Here is a 17,548-nt window from a genome sequence, read left to right on the forward strand (position 1 = left end):
AGCACGCTTGCAATGTGCCTGCAGCAGCCTTGCCAGGCTGGCCAAAGGCTGCACCCCATCGGGACAGCCGCTAAAAGCTCATCGAAGCTCAAGCCAATGGGCTCGCAGCACGCTGCAACCGTGCGCAGCGAGTTCTGCCGCGCAGACTCCTAGCCGGTCGCCCCGATCTCTTCGCAGCCGTGCCGTCCTCGCGATAGCTGTAGACGCCTGACGCCAGCACAAAGCAATGCGCAACGAGCCTCGAACATCGGCGACCGCTAACCTGAGTCGCTTGATCAATACCCGCGATTCGTATTCATGCGGCGCAGCGACCCGTCCTCGCGCGCGCGACGCAATTCCTCGATCACTTCCGCCCGGGTGCGTGCACCCGCTGCCGGAGCTTCGAAAACGAGTTCGCCGCTGCCCGAGATGTTGCCATTGGAGGCTTCCTTCGCCCGCTTCGTGCCGACCGACCTCGTCGGCATGTCATAGCCCAGCTCGTAAGACTGGTTGCGGCTCATCCTCGCAAGGGTGCCATCCCGTCGGGCCGCTTCGAGTTCCGCGATAACCTCGGCTCGTGTCTTGCCGCCGGGCATGGCGTGGTACTCGCCGCCGGAATCGTTGTTGGCCGGCGTGAAGCCGTTGCTTGCGAAAGCAGGCGCAGTTGTGATCGCGAGGACTGCGGCGACGATAGCGGTGGAAAGATTGATGCGCGACATGATGTACTCCTTCAAGCTAAATCAGCGCCGTAGCCGGCGGCTACGGCCCAAACGCCGTTTCCGGACGTCATGGATCTCACTGTAGGAATCCCGCTGGGACGGCAGCCCAACGCGGCCATTACGTTTTAGTCATTTGCGTCGCCCCGCGAAGATAACCAACGCGCCAATCAGTTAGGGCGCAACTCTCCTGCCTACCCGATACGAGCCTGACGGCGGCCCGCTTGATGAGGGTCACTTTCGGGCAGTCCGCGCGAAGGCTGCCGAGCACCTGCCGAAGGGCCCCTAGAGTCCGAGGTAGCGTTTGTCGTACAGGGCGAGGAACGGCGAGAGCCACCGGGTGGTCGACCAACTGAGAAGCTCTAGACAAGGCGCAGCGCACGCGGCTGTCGTCGGTTCTCCAGCTAAGCATCTGCCACGTCCCGCGGAAAACGCGCAGCGCCAGAGATCGCCACTATTGACCGGATCGGACGCATCCAAGCAGCTCGACGGCGCGTTGGTATGCGTCCGCCCAAGTCACCTTGATGTCGTCGCGCGCGCCTTGAAGGTGCCATGCACTTTTCGAGCAAACGGCTGTGCTGCCATTGCGAGACCCCGGGGACGTCTGCCTTGGATGGGAGCCTGTGAAGCGGCGCATGATCGCTGCGAGCCCCGCAGACTACGGTCGTGTCAGATTGGAGCGCCGATTCCCATCTGTCGTCAGGACGCGTTCACTTCTGAGCTCGCAAGCGTGCGGCGATCACTTCCATCTGCTCAATCTCTGCACGTTGCGCTTTGACGATCTCTCCGCAGAGCCTCAGAAGCTCCGGGTCGGCGAGCTTTGCCTCTCGGCACATGAGGATCGCACCGGAATGGTGGGGAATCATCGAGTCGATGAACTGGCGGTCGTCGACCAGCGCCTGGCGGCGCGTTGCCAACAGCGAGGCAAGGAACAGCACCGTCAGGCCGGCATAAAGCGCAAGGTTCAGCGGCTTGTTGCCGTACATCTTGCCCATCGTTGCCAGCATGATCACCCCCATCGGGGCGAGCATCGTCAGCGCCATGTAGAGCATGTTCACGTTGTTCCGGTAGTCACGCCAGCCGTCGATCATGGTGAACATGGCGAGGTACATAGGGATCAGGCTCAACGCGAGGTTGAGCGCAAACATCCAATAGGCGCGTGCCGACGAACCGTCGTGAGCGGTGCCGTGCTTGCCGGATTGGGCGGGGTGGTGAGCTTGATGATCCATGTCGAACTCCTGTTGGTGGTTTCAAGGCGGTCGCCATCTGCCAGTGATGGGGCCGAGTTCCCCAGGAAGGCTCAACCGTGCAGGGGAAGCGGCATCAAGTCGTTGCCCGCAATCGCAACGAATTCGCCACGACGCTCACCGATGAGAGGCTCATGGCCAGCGCCGCAATCATGGGCGACAGCAGCCAGCCGGTGAACGGGTACAGCAGGCCGGCGGCAAGCGGCACGCCCAGACCGTTGTAGACGAAGGCGAACAGCAGGTTCTGCCGCATGTTGGCCACCGTCGCCTGAGAGATTTCTCGCGCCCGGGCGATGCCGCGCAGGTCGCCCTTGACGAGGGTGACCTGCGCGCTGTTCATGGCCACGTCGGTGCCCGTTCCCATCGCGACGCCGACATCGGCCTTGGCCAACGCCGGCGCATCGTTGATGCCGTCGCCCGCCATGCCGACGACTCTGCCCTCGCGCTGCAGCCGCTCGACCAGCGCCAGCTTGTCGGCAGGTTTGACTTCGCCGTGTACGTCGTCGATGCCGAGCTGCTGGGCCACCGACCGGGCCGTGGTCAGGCCGTCGCCCGTGGCCATCACCACCCGCATCCCGGCGTCATGCAAGCTCTGCACCGCCTCCGGCGTGCTCTGCTTGATCGGGTCCGACACCGCCAGCAAGCCGAGCATTTGGCCGTCGCCGGCCAGGAACATGACGCTGCTGCCCTGCTGGCGCAGCGCCTCGGCCGTGCCGCTCAGCGCGGTCACATCAACGCCGTCCTGCTCCATCAGGGCGGTGTTCCCCAAAGCGATCCGCCGACCGTCGACCTGGCCGCGCACACCGATGCCGGTCGACGACTCGAAGTCGATGGCCGTCGACAGGGACAGCTTGCGGCCGTGTGCCGCCGCGACGATCGCCTGAGCCAGCGGATGCTCGCTGCCCTGGTCCAGGCTGGCGGCGAGGCGCAGCACTTCGCCTTCGGACTGCCCCGGAACTGGAACGGCGCGGTCAAACGCCGGCTTGCCTTCCGTCAAGGTGCCCGTCTTGTCCACGATCATCGTGTCGACACGCCGCAAGTGCTCGATGGCGGAGGCGTCCCGAAACAGGATGCCCTGCGTGGCCGCCTTGCCCGTGGCGACCATGATCGACATCGGCGTCGCCAGCCCGAGCGCGCAAGGGCAGGCAATGATGAGCACCGACACGGCGTTGATCATGCCGAACTGCCACCCCTGGTCGCCACCAAACAGTCCCCAGCCGAACAACGACGCCAGGGCGATGCCGACGACGACAAGCACGAACCAGCCGGCCACCTGGTCCGCCATGCGTTGCATGGGTGCCTTTGAGCGCTGGGCCTGGGAGACCATCTGGACGATCTGCGACAGCATGGTCTGCGAGCCCACGCGCTCGGAGCGCATCACCAGCGAGCCAGAGGTGTTGATGGTGGCGCCGATGACCTTGTCGCCCGGCCGCTTGGTGACCGGCACCGGCTCACCCGTGAGCATCGCCTCATCGATGGCACTGGCGCCTTCGATGACCACGCCGTCCACCGGCACCTTCTCGCCCGGGCGGATGCGGAGATGGTCGCCTACATGGACATGCGTCAGCGGCACGTCGGCTTCGGAGCCGTCAGGTTCGATCCGGCGCGCCGTCTTTGGTGCGAGGTTCAGCAATGACTTGATGGCTGCCGAGGTCTGTGAACGGGCCCGCAACTCCAGCATCTGACCCAACAGGGTCAGGGAGATGATGACCGCCGCCGCCTCGTAATAGACACCGACGCGGCCATGCGCCACGAAGCTGGTCGGGAACAGCTGCGGCGCAATGGTCGCCACCACGCTGTAGACGAACGCAGCACCCGTGCCGATGCCGATGAGCGTCCACATGTTGGGACTGCGATGGAGCATCGACTGCGCGCACCTCACGAAGAATGGCCAGCCCGCCCACAGGACGACGGGCAAGGACAGCAGCAGTTCCACCCAGCTTTGTGTGGCCGGTGCCATCCAGCCCAGGCGATGGCCGGCCATCGCGAGCGTCGTGATGACGACCGTCAGCGGCAGAGTCCACCAGAAGCGGCGCGAGAAGTCGCGCAGTTCAGGGTTGTCGTCATCCGCCGTCGCTTCGGGGATGAGCGGCTCCAGCGTCATGCCGCATTTGGGGCAGTTGCCCGGATGGTCCTGGCGGATCTCCGGGTGCATTGGGCAGGTGTAGATCGCGCCCGGACTGTTCGCTTCGCTCGGACTTGCGACTGCGGCCGCCGTCGGTCGCAGGTTCGCTGGCGGCGTTCTGGCGTCCAGCGGGTCACGCTGCTGGGGTGCGTGAGCAGATCCATGCACCGCGTGAGCAGACGTGCCATGCCCGTGGTGGTGATGCGAGTGAGCGTGTTGCGACTCCGGCACGTCGCCACCAACGGCTACCAGGTGCATGCCGCACTTGGGGCAGTCACCGGGCGTGTCTTGGCGGATCTCCGGGTGCATGGGGCAGCTGTACTCCCGCGCTCCAGCGGGCTCCCCCGGAAGCTTGTCATGGCTGGCGTGATCGTGGCGGTGTGGATCCATGGGGTCGCTCCGTTCGAACTGCAATACGCCAGCGTGGCGGGTCTCAGCGGCTGCATCCGCAGCAGCTGCCGGCTGCCTTCTGCGGCGGCTCGGCTGCAACTGCAGCAACGGGCGTTGGGGTGTAGCCCGCCTCTTCGATGGCGGTCTTGAGTTCCGCCTTGTCGGCGGCGCGAGATTCGATCTGAACTCGCTTGCTCGCCAGGTCGATAGCGACCTGCGCGTCACCGTCCAAGAACTTGACGGCCTTCGTGATCATGCTGACGCAGTGGCCACACGTCATGTCCTTCACTTCAAAAGCAACCATGTCCATCTCCTTCAAAAACGTTCCTGGCATCCAGTGGCGCCACTTTGAAGCTTCCCCCCGTGGCAAGGTCCAGCAGCCTCTGCACTAACCCCTCCGGTCAGCAGGGTCTTGAGGCACGACCAGACTCAGCCGCCCAGCGTGCGGTCCTGCCGCTGAAACCACGCAAGCGCATCGTCGAGATGAGACGGCTGGAAATCCGGCCACAGCTCGTCGACGACATAGATGTCCGCATAGACCGACTGCACCGGCAGGAAGCCGCTCAGCCGGCGACCACCGCCCCACCGAACGATCAGTTCCATCCTGGAGACCTTATCGGATTGCAGTTGGCCGGTGCGCAGCCCGTCGAGATCCCACTCCCAGCCGTAGTTGACGAGGAAGTTGACCTTGATGCCGCCGCTGCATCGTTGCCTGAAGGGCTTGAGCTCGGGCGGGAACACCGGCGAACGGTCATCACCGACCACCAGCAGAGCAGCGCCGCGGCGAGCGACTTCCAGTGCGAACGCAACGCAGGCAGATCGGAAATGCTCGGTCTGCACACTGGGCCGGCGGGTGTTGTCCTGGGTGAAGCCGTACACGGAAACTTCTTCCACGCCGAGTTGCTGACACTGTTCGAACAAGCCCAGGCCCGGCGCGATGCCGTGCGCGTAGCCGGCCTCTTTGGGGAGTGTCCTGCCTGTTGCCCAGCGACGGTTGCCGTCGGGGATGAAGCCGATGTGGCGGGGAAGAACCATGCGTCCCTTCGGTGGGATGTTGAAAACCGAATGCTCGCTGGATGAACGCCGCATCACTGAAAGGTCTCCGCTTGGACGGAGGTCAGCGACCAGAGCGTCAGCCATGCTCATTGCGCGATAGGCGCCAAGGCGGGTGGCAGGTTCAGCACGTCAATGCCCGTGCTCGCTGGTCGACCGCGTAGACGTCGCCTGTGGGGACTGCGCCATGCGACGGCACTCCTGTGCACAACGACGGCAAGCTTCGGCGCAGGCCAGGCAATGGTCCATCGTGTGCTTGCCGCACTCGTCGGCGCACGCGTCGCAGATGTCAGCGCACAGTGCGCAGATCGCATGAACGTGTTCACTGCCCCGCGCCATCGCCGCTGAAGCGAGTTGGCAGATGGCCGCGCAGTCCATGTCGAGCGCGATGCAGCGCGCCATCATCTTGACGTCCTGCTCTTGAAGGCATGCAGTTGAACAGTGGTGACACGCGACAGCGCATTGGTCGCATGCTGCGATGCAGGTTGCATGCAGTTGGTGAGCCATGGGATGCTCCTTGAACGCGGGGGATTCCGCGTCGCACAGGCGGCAAGGCACGATCCCGGCGAAACCCGCACAAAACGCCCGCGTCAACCGGAACCGCCCCCTGCCAGCGCGTCGGGCGCGGCATGAGGCGGGAAGCCGGCAGAAGGTGCAGACGCTCAGGTCATATCTACAAACGTACTTGCCAGACCGAACGACTCTGCAATCACTGCGCGGGCTGAATCTGAGTAACGATCAGGGCGGAAACGAAGGGTCTGGGCGTTCAAGAGGATTCCGTCACAGAGGCTCAACGAAAGTAGGACTGGTACACGCGGGTGCTGCCGTCCTTGAGCACGAGCAGCACGTCGTAGGGCTGCGTCTGGTTGTCGAAGTCGGGGCCATCCATGCCGGGGCTTCCCAGGGGCATGCCTGGCACGGCCAAGCCGATGGCCGTGGGCTTCTCCTTGAGCAAGCGCTTGATCTCGCGCGCAGGCACATGCCCTTCGATGGCATAGCCTTCGATCTTTGCCGTGTGGCATGAGCCGAGCTTGACGGGGATGCCCAAGGCCTGCCGCGCGCCAGCGTTGCCGATGTCGTGGATCGTTCCAACGCCGATGCCCTGGGCCTCCAGGTGCTTGAGCCAGGTCTTGCAGCAGCCGCAGTCAGGAGACTTCCAGACCTCGACCTTGGCAGGCTTGGCGCTCGCGAGCGCTGGCAAGGACAACGCCACGGCGATGCCCACACTGGATTTGAGGATGCGGCGGCGATTCATCTTGATGCCCGCCATCAGTGCTTGTAGTCGTGGCCGTCAGCCGCCTTGGCGCTCTTGGAGGCGGGTTTGCCACCGCCTTTGGCGACGGTGACCGCGCCCTTCATGCCAGCGTCGTAGTGGCCGGGCTGCAAGCAGGCGAAGTCGACCTTGCCGGCCTTCGTGAACTGCCAGACCACCTCGCCGGTCTTGCCGCCAGCCAGCGTGATCATGTTCGGGTCTTCATGCTCCATCTCCGGGAACTTGAGCATCTGCTGGTAGTGCTCCTTGAGTTCCTTGTCAGTGCCGAGCACGAACTCGTGCTTGAGCTTGCCGGAGTTCTTGATTCGGAAGCGGACCGTCTCGCCTTGCTTCACCTCAATGCTGGCCGGGTTGAAACGCATGCCGTCGGTCATGTCCACATCCACGGTGCGCGTGACCAAGGCGGCTTTTCCTGGCACGCCGATGGCGTTGTCGCCACCCTTGTCATGCGCATGGCCGCCGGCGTGGGTGCCACCCGCAAAGGCCATGCTGCTGGCCGCGCAAAGGGTGGCCATGGCGGTGAAAGTGCTGAGCTTCATCAGTCGTTACTCTGGGTTGGGGTTGCTGGCGCGTGTCGGGAGATGACTTGGCGAAGCGCAGGTGGCGCAGCGGCGAAGCGCGTCAGGGTGCTTTCAACAGCTCGGTGACCTTGATCGAGCCGTCGACCTTGTCGGCCTTGAACTTGACTTGGTCACCGACCTTCACGCTCCCCAGCACCGCCGGATCTGCGCGAAACACCATCGTCATGCCGGGCATGCCGAGGTTGTCGATCGGACCATGCTTGAGGGTGATCTTGCCTTGGCTGACATCGATTTTCTTGACCTCGCCGACGGCGTAGACAGCGCCTGCCGGGGCGCTGGCCGCCGGCGTGTCGTTGGCGGCCATCGCGGACCATGGCAATGCCGCGAAAGCGCTGGACAGCGCGACGGCCAGGGAAATGTTGCGGAGTTTCATGGCGGCTTTTCCTTCATACAACAAGGCGGTCCGGGGGAGCAGCCCCCCTTCGCAGCTAGCGTCGGAGCACACAGAAACCAATGTAGTAAGGCCGAAGGGACATCAAGCCCACTTGAACATGACAGTTCTGTAATGTTCGAAGCCTTCATCGCCCGGCGACCCTGCGTCACACTCGGCGTCATGCGAATCCTGGTGATCGAAGATGAGGTCCGCCTGGCGGAGTACCTCCGAAAAGGACTGTCAGAAAACGCCTATGTGGTCGATGTCACCCATGACGGCATCGATGGCCGACACATGGCGCTGGAGGGCGAGTACGACCTCGTGCTGCTGGACGTGATGCTGCCTGGGATCGACGGTTTCGGCGTCCTGCGCGACTTGCGTGCGCGAAAGCAGACGCCTGTGCTGATGCTCACTGCCCGCGACAAGGTGGAGGACCGCGTCCAGGGTCTCAAAGGCGGTGCCGACGACTATCTGGTCAAGCCGTTCGCGTTCTCTGAACTGCTGGCCCGGGTCGAGGCGTTGTTGCGCCGCGGGTCGTCGGTCTCGGCGCAGGCCTCGACGCTGATGCGCCTTGGTGATCTGGAGGTGGATCTGGCCCGCCGCAAGGTCACGCGCGCGGGCAAGCGCCTTGACCTCACGCCGAAGGAGTTTGGTCTGCTGACGCTGTTGATGCGTCGTCGCGGCGAGGTGTTGTCCCGCACCGTGCTGGCTGAGCAGGTGTGGGACCTGCATTTCGACAGCGAGACCAATGTCATTGATGTGGCGGTCCGGCGACTTCGCGCGAAGCTCGACGAAGGCTTCGAAACACCCTTGCTGCACACGGTGCGTGGCGTCGGCTATGTGCTCGAGGTGCGTGAGTGAGCGGGTCCGCACCCGGCAACCATTTGCTACCGCGCTCCATGGCGCTGCGACTGACCCTGGCCCTTGCTGCACTCGCAATCGCCGTGTTTGCCAGCGTCGCCTTGCTGCTGCATCAGGGTCTGGAGGAAGAGATCGGCAATGCCCGAGCGCAAGACCTGGAGGGCAAGGTCGACATCGTGCGACACCTGCTGGAAGAAGTGCAGCAGCCGCAGGACCTGGAGTCGTTCACGCATCACCTCAACGACGTGTTGATCGGCGACGGACAGATCCGCATCTGGCTGCTGTCCACGGACGGCCGCCTGCTCTACGGCGGCCAGAAACGGCCGCTCGTGAGGCCCGCGACCCATCGCCGCCCGGGCCTGATGGAGGTGGTTCGCGAGGATGGCCTCGTCATGGAAGGCCGCCTCGTGCTGTTGCAGCCGGATGCGGTGCTCAGCGCGCGCGAGCTGATCGTCGCTGTGGACACCCGCCCTCAACAGGCGCTGCTGAGGCGCTATGGGGCTCGCTTGGCCACGGTATGCAGCGCAGGCGTCGCGTTGACGGTGCTGTTGGCGGGGGCGATCGCGTGGCGTTCGTTACGGCCGGTACAGCGTCTCTCGCGGGAAGCGGCCGCGCTCAACCCGCAATCGCTGTCAGCGAGGCTGTCCCCGGTCGAAACCACTGAGCTTCAGACGCTGGTCCACGCCTTCAACCGCGCGCTCGACCGGGTCGAGGCGGCTTACGAACAGCTGGAGGGCTTCAGTGCCGATGTCGCCCACGAGCTGCGCACGCCTTTGGCGACCATGATCCAGGGTGCTGAAGTAGCGCTGCACCGGGAGCGCCCGGCCTCAGAGCTGCGAGAGACGCTGCAAGTGAATCTGGAGGTTTTGCGGGAGCTGGCGGGTCTCGTCACCAACATGCAATTCCTGGCGCGCGCGGACAAGGGCGAGCTGGCGGAGCAACTGTGCGCCATGGACCTTCGCGCGGAAGCCGAACACGTGGCCGAGTACTTCGAGCCGCTGCTGGATCAGCAGAACCTTCAGCTGCTGATCGAGGGCGATGCAAGAGCGGTCGCCAACCCGACGCTGATACGCCGGGCCCTGGTGAACCTGGTCGGCAACGCCACCCGGTTCACCGCGGATGGCGGCGCCATTCACGTCGAAATTGGCGCGCACGGCGACCAGGTGCGCATGGCTGTGCGCAATCCAGGGGTCGGCATCCCAGCGGAGCTGTTGCCACGGCTGTTCGACCGTTTCGTGCGTGGCGACAGCGCCAGGCAGCATTCCGGCAGTCACCAGGGGTTGGGCCTTGCCATCGTGCGGGCGATTGCCGTGATGCACGGAGGGCGGGTCTTCGCGCGGTCGGACAACGGGTGGACAGAGATCGGCCTGGAGTGGCCATCCGGGACCACGAGCGCTGGATGACGAACTTGTAATGCGCCCGTGGCCTTGGTGTTGGTGAGGTTTTTCTAGAGTCAATTGCGTGCACAAGGCACGCCTTTGAAAGGACCCCACCATGAAGACCTTCCTGATCTCTGCAACTGTCGCCGTCGCGCTCGCGGGCATGGCCGCTCAGGCCCAAGCAAGCGACGCACTGGCCAACGCTGTCCAGGCGTCCGTCGAGCTTCGTGATGGCTCGACGCTTCACATCTTCAAGGACGGAAAGATGGCGAAGGAAGACGCTTTTGGCCGCGCGGTTTACCTCAAGCGAGGCGAGGTTCTCACTGCCAAGGACGGTCGACAGATCACCGCCGTCGGCAACGAAGTCGCCCGCCTGGAGCGCCTGCTGAAGGACGGGCATACGGGGTGAGCTGAAGGCTGGGTGGCCGCTTGGTGCCGCAGACGGTGAACTGGTCTGGCATGCAGCCTGGTCGTTACTACCATCCCGTGTTCAGCAGCCGCCGGCTGAGATAGAGTTTCTGGATGCGCGCAACGCTTCGCTGCTTCCTGATCAGCCTGCTGATCCTGGCTTTGCCCCTCAAGGGGCTGGCGGCTGCCGGCGACATGGCCTGCGGCCCAGCGCATTCGGGTACCGAATCGGGTGAGCATCACCACGCGGCGGACAGCGCTTCAGACCATCACCACGCGCACGCGGTCATCACGCTTGCCGTGGCGCATGAAGTGTCGGGTGCAATGCTGGCCGATGGTGAACACAGCTCGAGCAAGGCGGACGTGTCACCAGCCACCAAGTGCATGAAGTGCGCGCCGTGCTGCGGTGCTGCAATGCCCCATGCCGGGTCACCCACGCTGGCGACGGTGTTCAACGCCGATACGGTATTGCAGGACATCCGCTACCTTGCCGTGGGCGGCCGGATCGACCGCATTGATCGCCCCCCTCGAAGCCATTCCTGAGTCGACCTAGCGGCTGTGCCTGAGCGCCCATCCGCCAGTTGACCCTGTTCGACCGCGTGACCCCGTGCGCCTGCTGAATCGGCAGGGGCTGCCGGCGGCACTTCGATCTACTTTCCCGAGAGGAATCTATGTCCCGCTTCTCACCGAACGACGGGCGTTCTGACGTCCGCGCGGCCAAGCCATCCTGCGCCGCGGCCATGAGCTTGAGCTTGATCCTGTGCGCGGCCATCTTGCCTGCGCAGGCGCAGACGGCCACCGCAAAGGCCGGTCCGGCCGACCCCACCGACTCGCGAGCCAGCGTGCCAGCGGTTCAATATTCCAGCACGCTCGCCCGCTACCGCCCCATCCAGGAAACGCCCCCTGTGTCGTGGCAGCAAGCCAACGAGAAGGCCAACCAGGCCGGTGGATGGCGGGCTTACGCCCGCGAGAAAGCGGAGGCCGATGACCGGCCGACAAGCCCGACCGCGCCTGCTTCCCCCGCTTCCCAAGTCACAAAACCCGCTCCCGCTGCAAAGGGCCATGAAGGCCATGCGCCCCGCTGAAGGAGCCCAACCCATGACACGATTCCGACTTCCCCTTTCCCTGCTGGCCGTCGCCGTGCTGGCGGGATGCGCTTCCGTAGAACGCGGCGCGGCGCTCAAGAATGTGCAGTCGCTGACCAAGACGCACACCGATCAAACGCTGACGGTCCATCGCTCTCCCGAAGACCTGACTCGAACGAACGACAAGGTGGCGGAGCTGCTGCGCCAACCCCTCGGTGTCGACGCCGCAGTGCAGATCGCGCTGCTGAACAACCGCAGTCTGCAGGCACGGCTGCAGCAGCTGGGCATCACCGAGGCCGAAGTCAGTCAGGCGTCCAGGCTGCCCAATCCCGGATTCAGCTTCGGCCGCCTCACCAAGGGCGACGAGGTCGAGCTGGAGCGGGGGCTGCATATCAACCTCGCCCGCTTGCTGACGCTGCCGCTGGTCAGCCGGCTCGAGGAGCGCCGGCTGCAGTCCGTACAGCGTGAAGTGGCGATGGATGTGCTGACGCTTGCCGCCGACACGCGCAAGGCCTGGGTGCAGGCCGTCGCAGCTGGTGAGAGCCTGCGCTACATGCATCAGGTGCAGGAGGCCGCGGAGGCCAGCGCCGAGCTGGCTCGCCGGCTGCAGCAGGCCGGCAACGTCAACGCGCTGATGCGCCTGCGTGAACAGGGCTTCTACGCCGATGCAGCGCTTGGCCTGGCCCGCTCGGAGCAGATCCATCGCTCCGCCCGTGAGCGCCTGGCCCGCCTGCTCGGGCTGTGGGGCGAGCAGCTGGCCTTCAAGCTCCCCGAGCGCCTGCCGGACCTGCCGGACGCGCCCAAGGACCAGCCGGACATCGAGCACCAGGCTCTGAGCCAGCGCCTCGATGTGCAGGCGGCGCGCCTGTCGGCCGAGCAAACGGCGAAGAACCTGCGCCTGACCCAGGTGACGCGCTTCATCAGCGTTTTCGAGCTGGGCTTGGTCCGCAACACGTCGAACGAAGCGCCACGTCAGACCGGCTGGGAGGTCGGCCTGGAGTTGCCACTGTTCGACTGGGGCGGCGCGCGCACGGCCAAGGCCGAGGGCCTCTACATGCAGTCGCTGCACCAGGCCGCAGCCACGGCGATCAACGCCCGCTCGGAAGTCCGCGAGGCCTACGGCAACTACCGCGCCAGCTACGACATCGCCCGCCATCACCGCGAGGAGATCGTGCCGTTGAAGAAGCGCATCTCCGAGGAGCAGGTGCTTCGCTACAACGGCATGTTGATCGGCGTGTTCGAGCTGCTCGCCGACGCGCGCTCTCAGATCAGCAGCGTCAATGCGTCCATCGAGGCGCTGCGTGATTTCTGGCTCGCCAAGGCGGATCTGGACGCCGCGCTGATCGGCCGCGCCTCCCTCTCCATGCCGACCGCATCTGCCGGCGCCGCCAGCGCCGAAGCCGGCGGCGGTCACTGAAGTCTTCCCAAGGAACTGACATGTTATTCAATCGTCGCTCTCTCCTGGGCGGTGCCGGTGCGATCACTGCAGCCGCCTCGATGGCCTCCGTCAGCAAGGTGGCCATGGCGGCCTTGCCCGAGCCGGTGATGCAGGACAAGCCGGACACCATGCCGCCGCTGGTTCCCAACACGGGCCGGCCTTACAACCCCGTGGTCACGCTGAACGGCTGGACCTTGCCTTGGCGCATGAACAAGGGCGTCAAGGAGTTCCACCTGGTGGCCGAGCCCGTGGTGCGCGAGATGGCGCCCGGATTCAAGGCGCACCTGTGGGGCTACAACGGCCAGAGCCCGGGCCCGACCATCGAGGTGGTCGAAGGCGACCGCGTGCGCCTCTTCGTCACCAACAAGCTCGGCGAGCTGACCAGCATCCACTGGCATGGCCAGCGCCTGCCCAACGGCATGGACGGCGTGACCGGCCTGAACCAGCCAGGCATTCCGCCGGGCAAGACTTATGTCTACGAGTTCGTGGCGCGCCGGCCCGGCACCTTCATGTACCACCCGCACGCCGACGAGATGGTGCAGATGGCGATGGGGATGATGGGCTTCTGGGTTACTCACCCCAAGGGCAAGCATCCGCTCATCGACGAGGTGGACCGCGACTTCTGCTTCCTGCTCAACGCCTACGACATCGATCCGGGCGCCGCCACGCCCAAGATCATGACGATGCTGGACTTCAACCTGTGGAGCTGGAACAGCCGCATCTTCCCGGGCATCGACCCGCTCGTCGTGGGCTTCAAGGACAAGGTGCGCATCCGCATCGGCAACCTGACGATGACCAACCACCCCATCCATCTGCACGGTCACGAGTTCCTCGTCACGGGTACCGATGGCGGCCCCACCCCCAAGAGCACGCGCCGGTTTGAGGTCACCGAGGACGTGGCCGTGGGTCAGATGCGCCAGATCGAGTTCCTCGCCGATGAAGAAGGGGACTGGGCGTTCCACTGCCACAAGAGCCACCACACGATGAACGCCATGGGCCACGACGTGCCGACCATGATCGGCGTGGACCACACCGGTGTCGCAAGCAAGATCCGCAAGTTGGTGCCCGACTACATGGTGATGGGCGAGCGCGGCATGAAGGACATGACCGAGATGGACATGCCACTGCCCGACAACACCGCGCCCATGATGGCCGGCCAGGGCCCCTTCGGCGCCGTGGGCATGGGCGGCATGTTCAGCGTCGTCAAAGTGCGCAAGGGCCAAAAGAAGGGCGACTACAGCGATCCGGGCTGGTACCAGCACCCCGCCGGCACCGTGGCGTACGAGTTCAAGGGCAGCCTGCCAGACGCCGCGCGCTTCCAGTCGGAAAGCCCGGGCTTGATGCCGCCGGTCCAACGCCCGAAGACCGATGTCGAGGTCAAGATTCGCAAGCCCAGCGGCGGGCACGGCAGCCACTAAAAACTCGTTCATCACCTCACATGAAGACAACCATGAAGCAAATCGCCATCGCGGCCGTGCTCTCGCTGACCGCACTCAGCGGCTCGGCCTGGGCCCACGGCAACGAAAAGCACGGCAAGCCTGCGACGCAGATCAAGAAGGAGCAAAAGGCCTGGGGCATTGCGGGTGACGCGAAGGCAGTCGCTCGCACCGTCACGCTGAAGATGACCGACAACATGCGCTTCACACCGGATCGCGTGGAGGTCAAGCTGGGCGAGACCATCCGCTTCGTCGTGCAGAACGACGGCAAGATGCTCCACGAGCTGGTCATTGGCACGAAGAAGGAGCTCGACGAGCACGCCGCGCTGATGCTGAAGTTTCCGAACATGGAACACGACGAGCCCTACATGGCGCACGTCGACCCGGGCAAGAAGGGCGAGATCGTCTGGACCTTCAACCGCGCCGGCGAGTTCGACTTCGCCTGCCTGATCGCCGGCCACTACCAGGCCGGCATGGTCGGCAAGATTCTGGTCAGCGCCAAATGACGCACGCCTCAAGCCCCCGCATCCCCCCGCATCACATCCCCGAAAGGAACTGACATGAACCGCAACAACCAACGCCGTCTCGGCCTGTTCGCCGCAACGCTGCTCACCGTCGGCCTGGTCAGCCCGGCAGCATGGGCCGCCACCCCTGGCGCGCCGTCTGCACAAGCCAGTGCGCCAGCGGCCAGCTCAGACATGACCGACGCCGAAGTGCGCAAGGTCGATCGCGAAGCCGGCAAGGTGACCCTCAAGCACGCCGACATTAAGAGCCTGGACATGCCCGCCATGACCATGGTCTTCCAGGTGCGCGACAAGGCCATGCTGGACAAGCTGCAGCCTGGCACGCGTATCCAGTTCAAGGCTGCCAACGAGGGTGGCAAGTTCGTCGTGACCGAGTTGAAGGTCGTGCAGTGAAGGTGCTGAGCACCTTGATCAAGCCTGTCGCGGGCGTCGCGGCTCTGCTGTTGGTGCCCTTGAGTGCAATTGCGTCGGGGCACATCGTCGACGTCCAGTGGGACGCCAACGGGCAGTTCACGCACAAGGCGGAAGTTCAACCGACCAAGTTTGTCGAGGTCTGCGCAAAGCTCAAGCCGGGTCAGAAGATCGCCTGGTCGTTTCAGGGCAGCGCGGCGATGAACTTCAACATCCACTACCACCTGGGCAAGGAGACGATCTATCCAGCCAAGCTCACGGAGGTCAAGGAGGCAGCGCAAACCTTGCAGGTACGGGCCGAGCAGGTTCACTGCTGGCTGTGGTCCAACAAGACGCCCGCGACGGCTTCGGTTGACGTGGCGTTGAAGATCGAGCCTTGACCGGATGATGCTTGTAGCGGCTCGGGAGGCTTGCGCCGGGACAACGACCGGCATGGCCCAAAGAGCAGTAGCTCACGCAGCCGCGCTGCGTTTGCTCGCACACAGGGTTTTGCCGGCGACTCAGCTTGCGGCGTTTGAATAACATCACCGTGGGCGCAAGCTCCCTGCTTTTCCTCCCTGAGCAGGCTTCAACGCTGACAGCGAAGAAGGTTTCATCGCCGGCATAGCCCGGCGATTTTTTTGCCGGCGATGCGCTGAGCCGTCGTCCCGATGTTTGAGGCGTATGCGTATGCGGACGGATGCGTGTCCTCAAGGGCCATAAGGGCCTCACTTGAGCTGCAGGATTCGCCTCGCCCCGTTGAGGACCACGAGGCCAACGATCAGGCCGATGACGAGATCGGGGTAGGCCGAACCGGTCAGCGCGACCAGCCCGCCAGCGAGGATGACGCCAGCGTTTGCTATGACGTCGTTGGAGCTGAAGATGTAGCTCGCCTTCATATGCGCACCCGCGTCGCGCCTCTTCGCGATGAGCACGAGGCATGCGGCGTTCGCGACCAGGGCCACGAGACCCATGCCCATCATCAGTTCAGATACCGGCTCGCTGCCGTAGATGAATCGCCGTACGACCTCGCCCATCGCCAGCAGCGCCAGTGCAAGTTGCATCCAGCCGGCCATGTGCGCTGCCCGCACTTTCAGGGCCGCGGAGCGCCCGACGGCGTAAAGCGACAGGCCGTACACGGCGGCATCAGCGAACATGTCGAGGGAGTCGGCGATGAGGCCCGTGGACTGTGCCCAAAAGCCGACCCAGATCTCCGCGATGAACATGATCGCGTTGATGGACAACAGCAGCTTGAGGAGCCGAGCTTCAGCCGCGCTATCCGCCGGCTCAACCGCCTCGTGAGCGTTGGCCTCGCTGACGGGCCCCGACTCCACAAGGTCGCTCCCCAGGCCCAGCGGCAGCAAGCGCTGGAGAAGGTCGTCAGCAGGGCCAGTGTGGAACGCTGTCATGCGTCGCTGGGCCAGATCGAACGACAAGGATTGAACTCCAGGCACTTCCTCCAGCGCCATCTTGATCATGTTCTCCTCGGATGGGCAGTCCATCTTAGGCACCGAGAACACCGAACGAAGGCCGGTAGCAGGGCCCACACTGCTTGACTGAACCAGTTGAGCGCCAAGACCCAGTGGCTGCAGGCGAAGCAATAGCTGCTCTGCGGGCAGTGTGTGGATGGCAGTGAACTTGCGCTCGGCCAAGTCGAACGACATCGACTGGATGCCGCCCATCCCCTGGAGAGCCATCTTGATCATGTTCTCCTCTGAAGGGCAGTCCATCTTGGGGACCGAGAAGACGCTCAAGGTGCGGGGTGACGTGCTCATGGGCAGAATTGGAAACCTTGCACCAGCTACAAGGTCAAGTCCCTCAAGCAAGGCGATGCCCATGAAGATCGGCCAACTGGCAAAAGCCACAGACACCCTCACGGAGACGATCCGTTTCTACGAGCGCCAGGGCCTGCTGCCTCCGCCTGCTCGAACGACGTCCAACTATCGCGAGTACGCTGCCGAGCACATCCAGCGGCTGGCGTTCATCCGGCATTGCCGGAGCTTGGACATGACACTGGCCGAGATCGGTACGCTCCTGCGCTTCAAGGACGCGCCCGGCGCAGGCTGCGGCGACGTGGATGCGCTGATTCAAGGTCACATTGAACAGGTCGTGACACGAATCCGCGCCCTGCGCTCGCTGGAGGCAGACCTCCGAGCACTTCGGAAGAGCTGCTCTGCAGGGCGCGTTGCTGCTGACTGCGGAATCCTCACCGGACTCCGCAAAGCCGCTGAATCGCGCCTTGCGTAGGACTTGCTCGACGCTGTCGTTCAGTTGGCCGTTCGTCAAGGTG

The 17,548-nt window shown here is 64.4% G+C and carries 21 protein-coding genes; 11 read left to right on the forward strand and 10 right to left on the reverse strand.

All coding sequences use genetic code 11. The features are described from left to right. Nucleotides 1-275: 275 nt before the first annotated feature. From J2X21_RS26840 to J2X21_RS26880, 9 genes are all read right to left on the reverse strand, one after another. A complete protein-coding gene (locus J2X21_RS26840) occupies nt 276-698 on the reverse strand; it encodes a DUF4148 domain-containing protein (protein WP_310333216.1) in 423 nt (140 codons plus the stop codon). A gap of 707 nt (nt 699-1,405) precedes the next feature. Beyond that, nucleotides 1,406-1,924, reverse strand: a complete 519-nt coding sequence (locus tag J2X21_RS26845; RefSeq protein WP_310333217.1) for a DUF305 domain-containing protein — start codon at nt 1,922-1,924, stop codon at nt 1,406-1,408. A gap of 94 nt (nt 1,925-2,018) precedes the next feature. Then, nucleotides 2,019-4,457 carry a copper-transporting P-type ATPase gene (locus J2X21_RS26850; protein ID WP_404667311.1) on the reverse strand — a complete coding sequence of 813 codons (2,439 nt, stop codon included), beginning with the start codon at nt 4,455-4,457 and terminating at the stop codon, nt 2,019-2,021. A 43-nt stretch (nt 4,458-4,500) separates the two neighbouring features. Beyond that, nucleotides 4,501-4,761 (reverse strand): heavy-metal-associated domain-containing protein, encoded by a 261-nt coding sequence (locus J2X21_RS26855; RefSeq protein WP_310333219.1) that lies wholly within the window; start codon nt 4,759-4,761, stop codon nt 4,501-4,503. Between the two features lie 125 nt (nt 4,762-4,886). Continuing rightward, entirely contained in the window at nt 4,887-5,492 is a 606-nt protein-coding gene (locus J2X21_RS26860; RefSeq protein WP_310333221.1) for an undecaprenyl diphosphate synthase family protein, read from the reverse strand. Between the two features lie 150 nt (nt 5,493-5,642). After that, nucleotides 5,643-6,017, reverse strand: a complete 375-nt coding sequence (locus tag J2X21_RS26865; protein WP_310333222.1) for a four-helix bundle copper-binding protein — start codon at nt 6,015-6,017, stop codon at nt 5,643-5,645. Between the two features lie 283 nt (nt 6,018-6,300). Further along, nucleotides 6,301-6,765, reverse strand: coding sequence for a DUF411 domain-containing protein (locus tag J2X21_RS26870; protein WP_310333223.1), 465 nt, complete (start codon nt 6,763-6,765; stop codon nt 6,301-6,303). 14 nt (nt 6,766-6,779) lie between these two features. Beyond that, complete coding sequence (locus J2X21_RS26875) at nt 6,780-7,322, reverse strand: cupredoxin domain-containing protein (RefSeq protein ID WP_310333224.1); 543 nt, start codon at nt 7,320-7,322, stop codon at nt 6,780-6,782. Nucleotides 7,323-7,404: 82 nt separating this feature from the next. Further along, a complete protein-coding gene (locus tag J2X21_RS26880) occupies nt 7,405-7,737 on the reverse strand; it encodes a copper-binding protein (RefSeq protein WP_310333225.1) in 333 nt (110 codons plus the stop codon). A 180-nt stretch (nt 7,738-7,917) separates the two neighbouring features. Here J2X21_RS26880 and J2X21_RS26885 point away from each other — a divergent pair, with 180 nt between their 5' ends. The 10 genes from J2X21_RS26885 (at nt 7,918) to J2X21_RS26930 (ending at nt 15,659) form a co-directional block, all read left to right on the forward strand. Then, a complete protein-coding gene (locus tag J2X21_RS26885; RefSeq protein WP_310333262.1) occupies nt 7,918-8,598 on the forward strand; it encodes a heavy metal response regulator transcription factor in 681 nt (226 codons plus the stop codon). Nucleotides 8,599-8,636: 38 nt separating this feature from the next. Beyond that, nucleotides 8,637-10,001, forward strand: coding sequence for a heavy metal sensor histidine kinase (locus J2X21_RS26890; RefSeq protein WP_310333226.1), 1,365 nt, complete (start codon nt 8,637-8,639; stop codon nt 9,999-10,001). Between the two features lie 91 nt (nt 10,002-10,092). Continuing rightward, nucleotides 10,093-10,386, forward strand: a complete 294-nt coding sequence (locus J2X21_RS26895; RefSeq protein WP_268168664.1) for a CopK family periplasmic copper-binding protein — start codon at nt 10,093-10,095, stop codon at nt 10,384-10,386. Between the two features lie 113 nt (nt 10,387-10,499). Beyond that, on the forward strand, nt 10,500-10,928 hold the full coding sequence (locus J2X21_RS26900) for a hypothetical protein (protein WP_310333228.1): 429 nt from the start codon (nt 10,500-10,502) through the stop codon (nt 10,926-10,928). A 128-nt stretch (nt 10,929-11,056) separates the two neighbouring features. After that, entirely contained in the window at nt 11,057-11,470 is a 414-nt protein-coding gene (locus J2X21_RS26905) for a flagellar biosynthesis protein FlhF (RefSeq protein ID WP_310333229.1), read from the forward strand. A 13-nt stretch (nt 11,471-11,483) separates the two neighbouring features. Next, complete coding sequence (locus J2X21_RS26910; RefSeq protein WP_310333230.1) at nt 11,484-12,887, forward strand: TolC family protein; 1,404 nt, start codon at nt 11,484-11,486, stop codon at nt 12,885-12,887. Between the two features lie 20 nt (nt 12,888-12,907). Beyond that, entirely contained in the window at nt 12,908-14,326 is a 1,419-nt protein-coding gene (locus tag J2X21_RS26915) for a multicopper oxidase family protein (RefSeq protein WP_310333231.1), read from the forward strand. A 32-nt stretch (nt 14,327-14,358) separates the two neighbouring features. Next, entirely contained in the window at nt 14,359-14,850 is a 492-nt protein-coding gene (locus tag J2X21_RS26920; protein WP_310333233.1) for a cupredoxin domain-containing protein, read from the forward strand. A gap of 54 nt (nt 14,851-14,904) precedes the next feature. Then, nucleotides 14,905-15,261: a copper-binding protein gene (locus tag J2X21_RS26925; protein WP_310333234.1), complete on the forward strand. Its 357-nt coding sequence runs from the start codon at nt 14,905-14,907 to the stop codon at nt 15,259-15,261. Further along, on the forward strand, nt 15,258-15,659 hold the full coding sequence (locus tag J2X21_RS26930) for a hypothetical protein (RefSeq protein ID WP_310333235.1): 402 nt from the start codon (nt 15,258-15,260) through the stop codon (nt 15,657-15,659). The genes J2X21_RS26925 and J2X21_RS26930 overlap by 4 nt, the downstream gene beginning before the upstream one ends. Before the next feature lie 327 nt (nt 15,660-15,986). On the opposite strand, the gene J2X21_RS26935 is transcribed toward J2X21_RS26930, so the two are convergent. Beyond that, nucleotides 15,987-17,033, reverse strand: a complete 1,047-nt coding sequence (locus tag J2X21_RS26935; protein ID WP_310333237.1) for a cation transporter — start codon at nt 17,031-17,033, stop codon at nt 15,987-15,989. A 61-nt stretch (nt 17,034-17,094) separates the two neighbouring features. Between J2X21_RS26935 and cadR the strand changes: the two genes are divergently transcribed. Beyond that, on the forward strand, nt 17,095-17,505 hold the full coding sequence (gene cadR, locus J2X21_RS26940) for a Cd(II)/Pb(II)-responsive transcriptional regulator (protein WP_310333239.1): 411 nt from the start codon (nt 17,095-17,097) through the stop codon (nt 17,503-17,505). The last annotated feature ends 43 nt before the right edge of the window (nt 17,506-17,548 follow it).

Origin of the sequence: Roseateles asaccharophilus (genome assembly GCF_031458115.1) — a bacterium.
GTDB lineage: Bacteria > Pseudomonadota > Gammaproteobacteria > Burkholderiales > Burkholderiaceae_C > Pelomonas > Pelomonas asaccharophilus_A.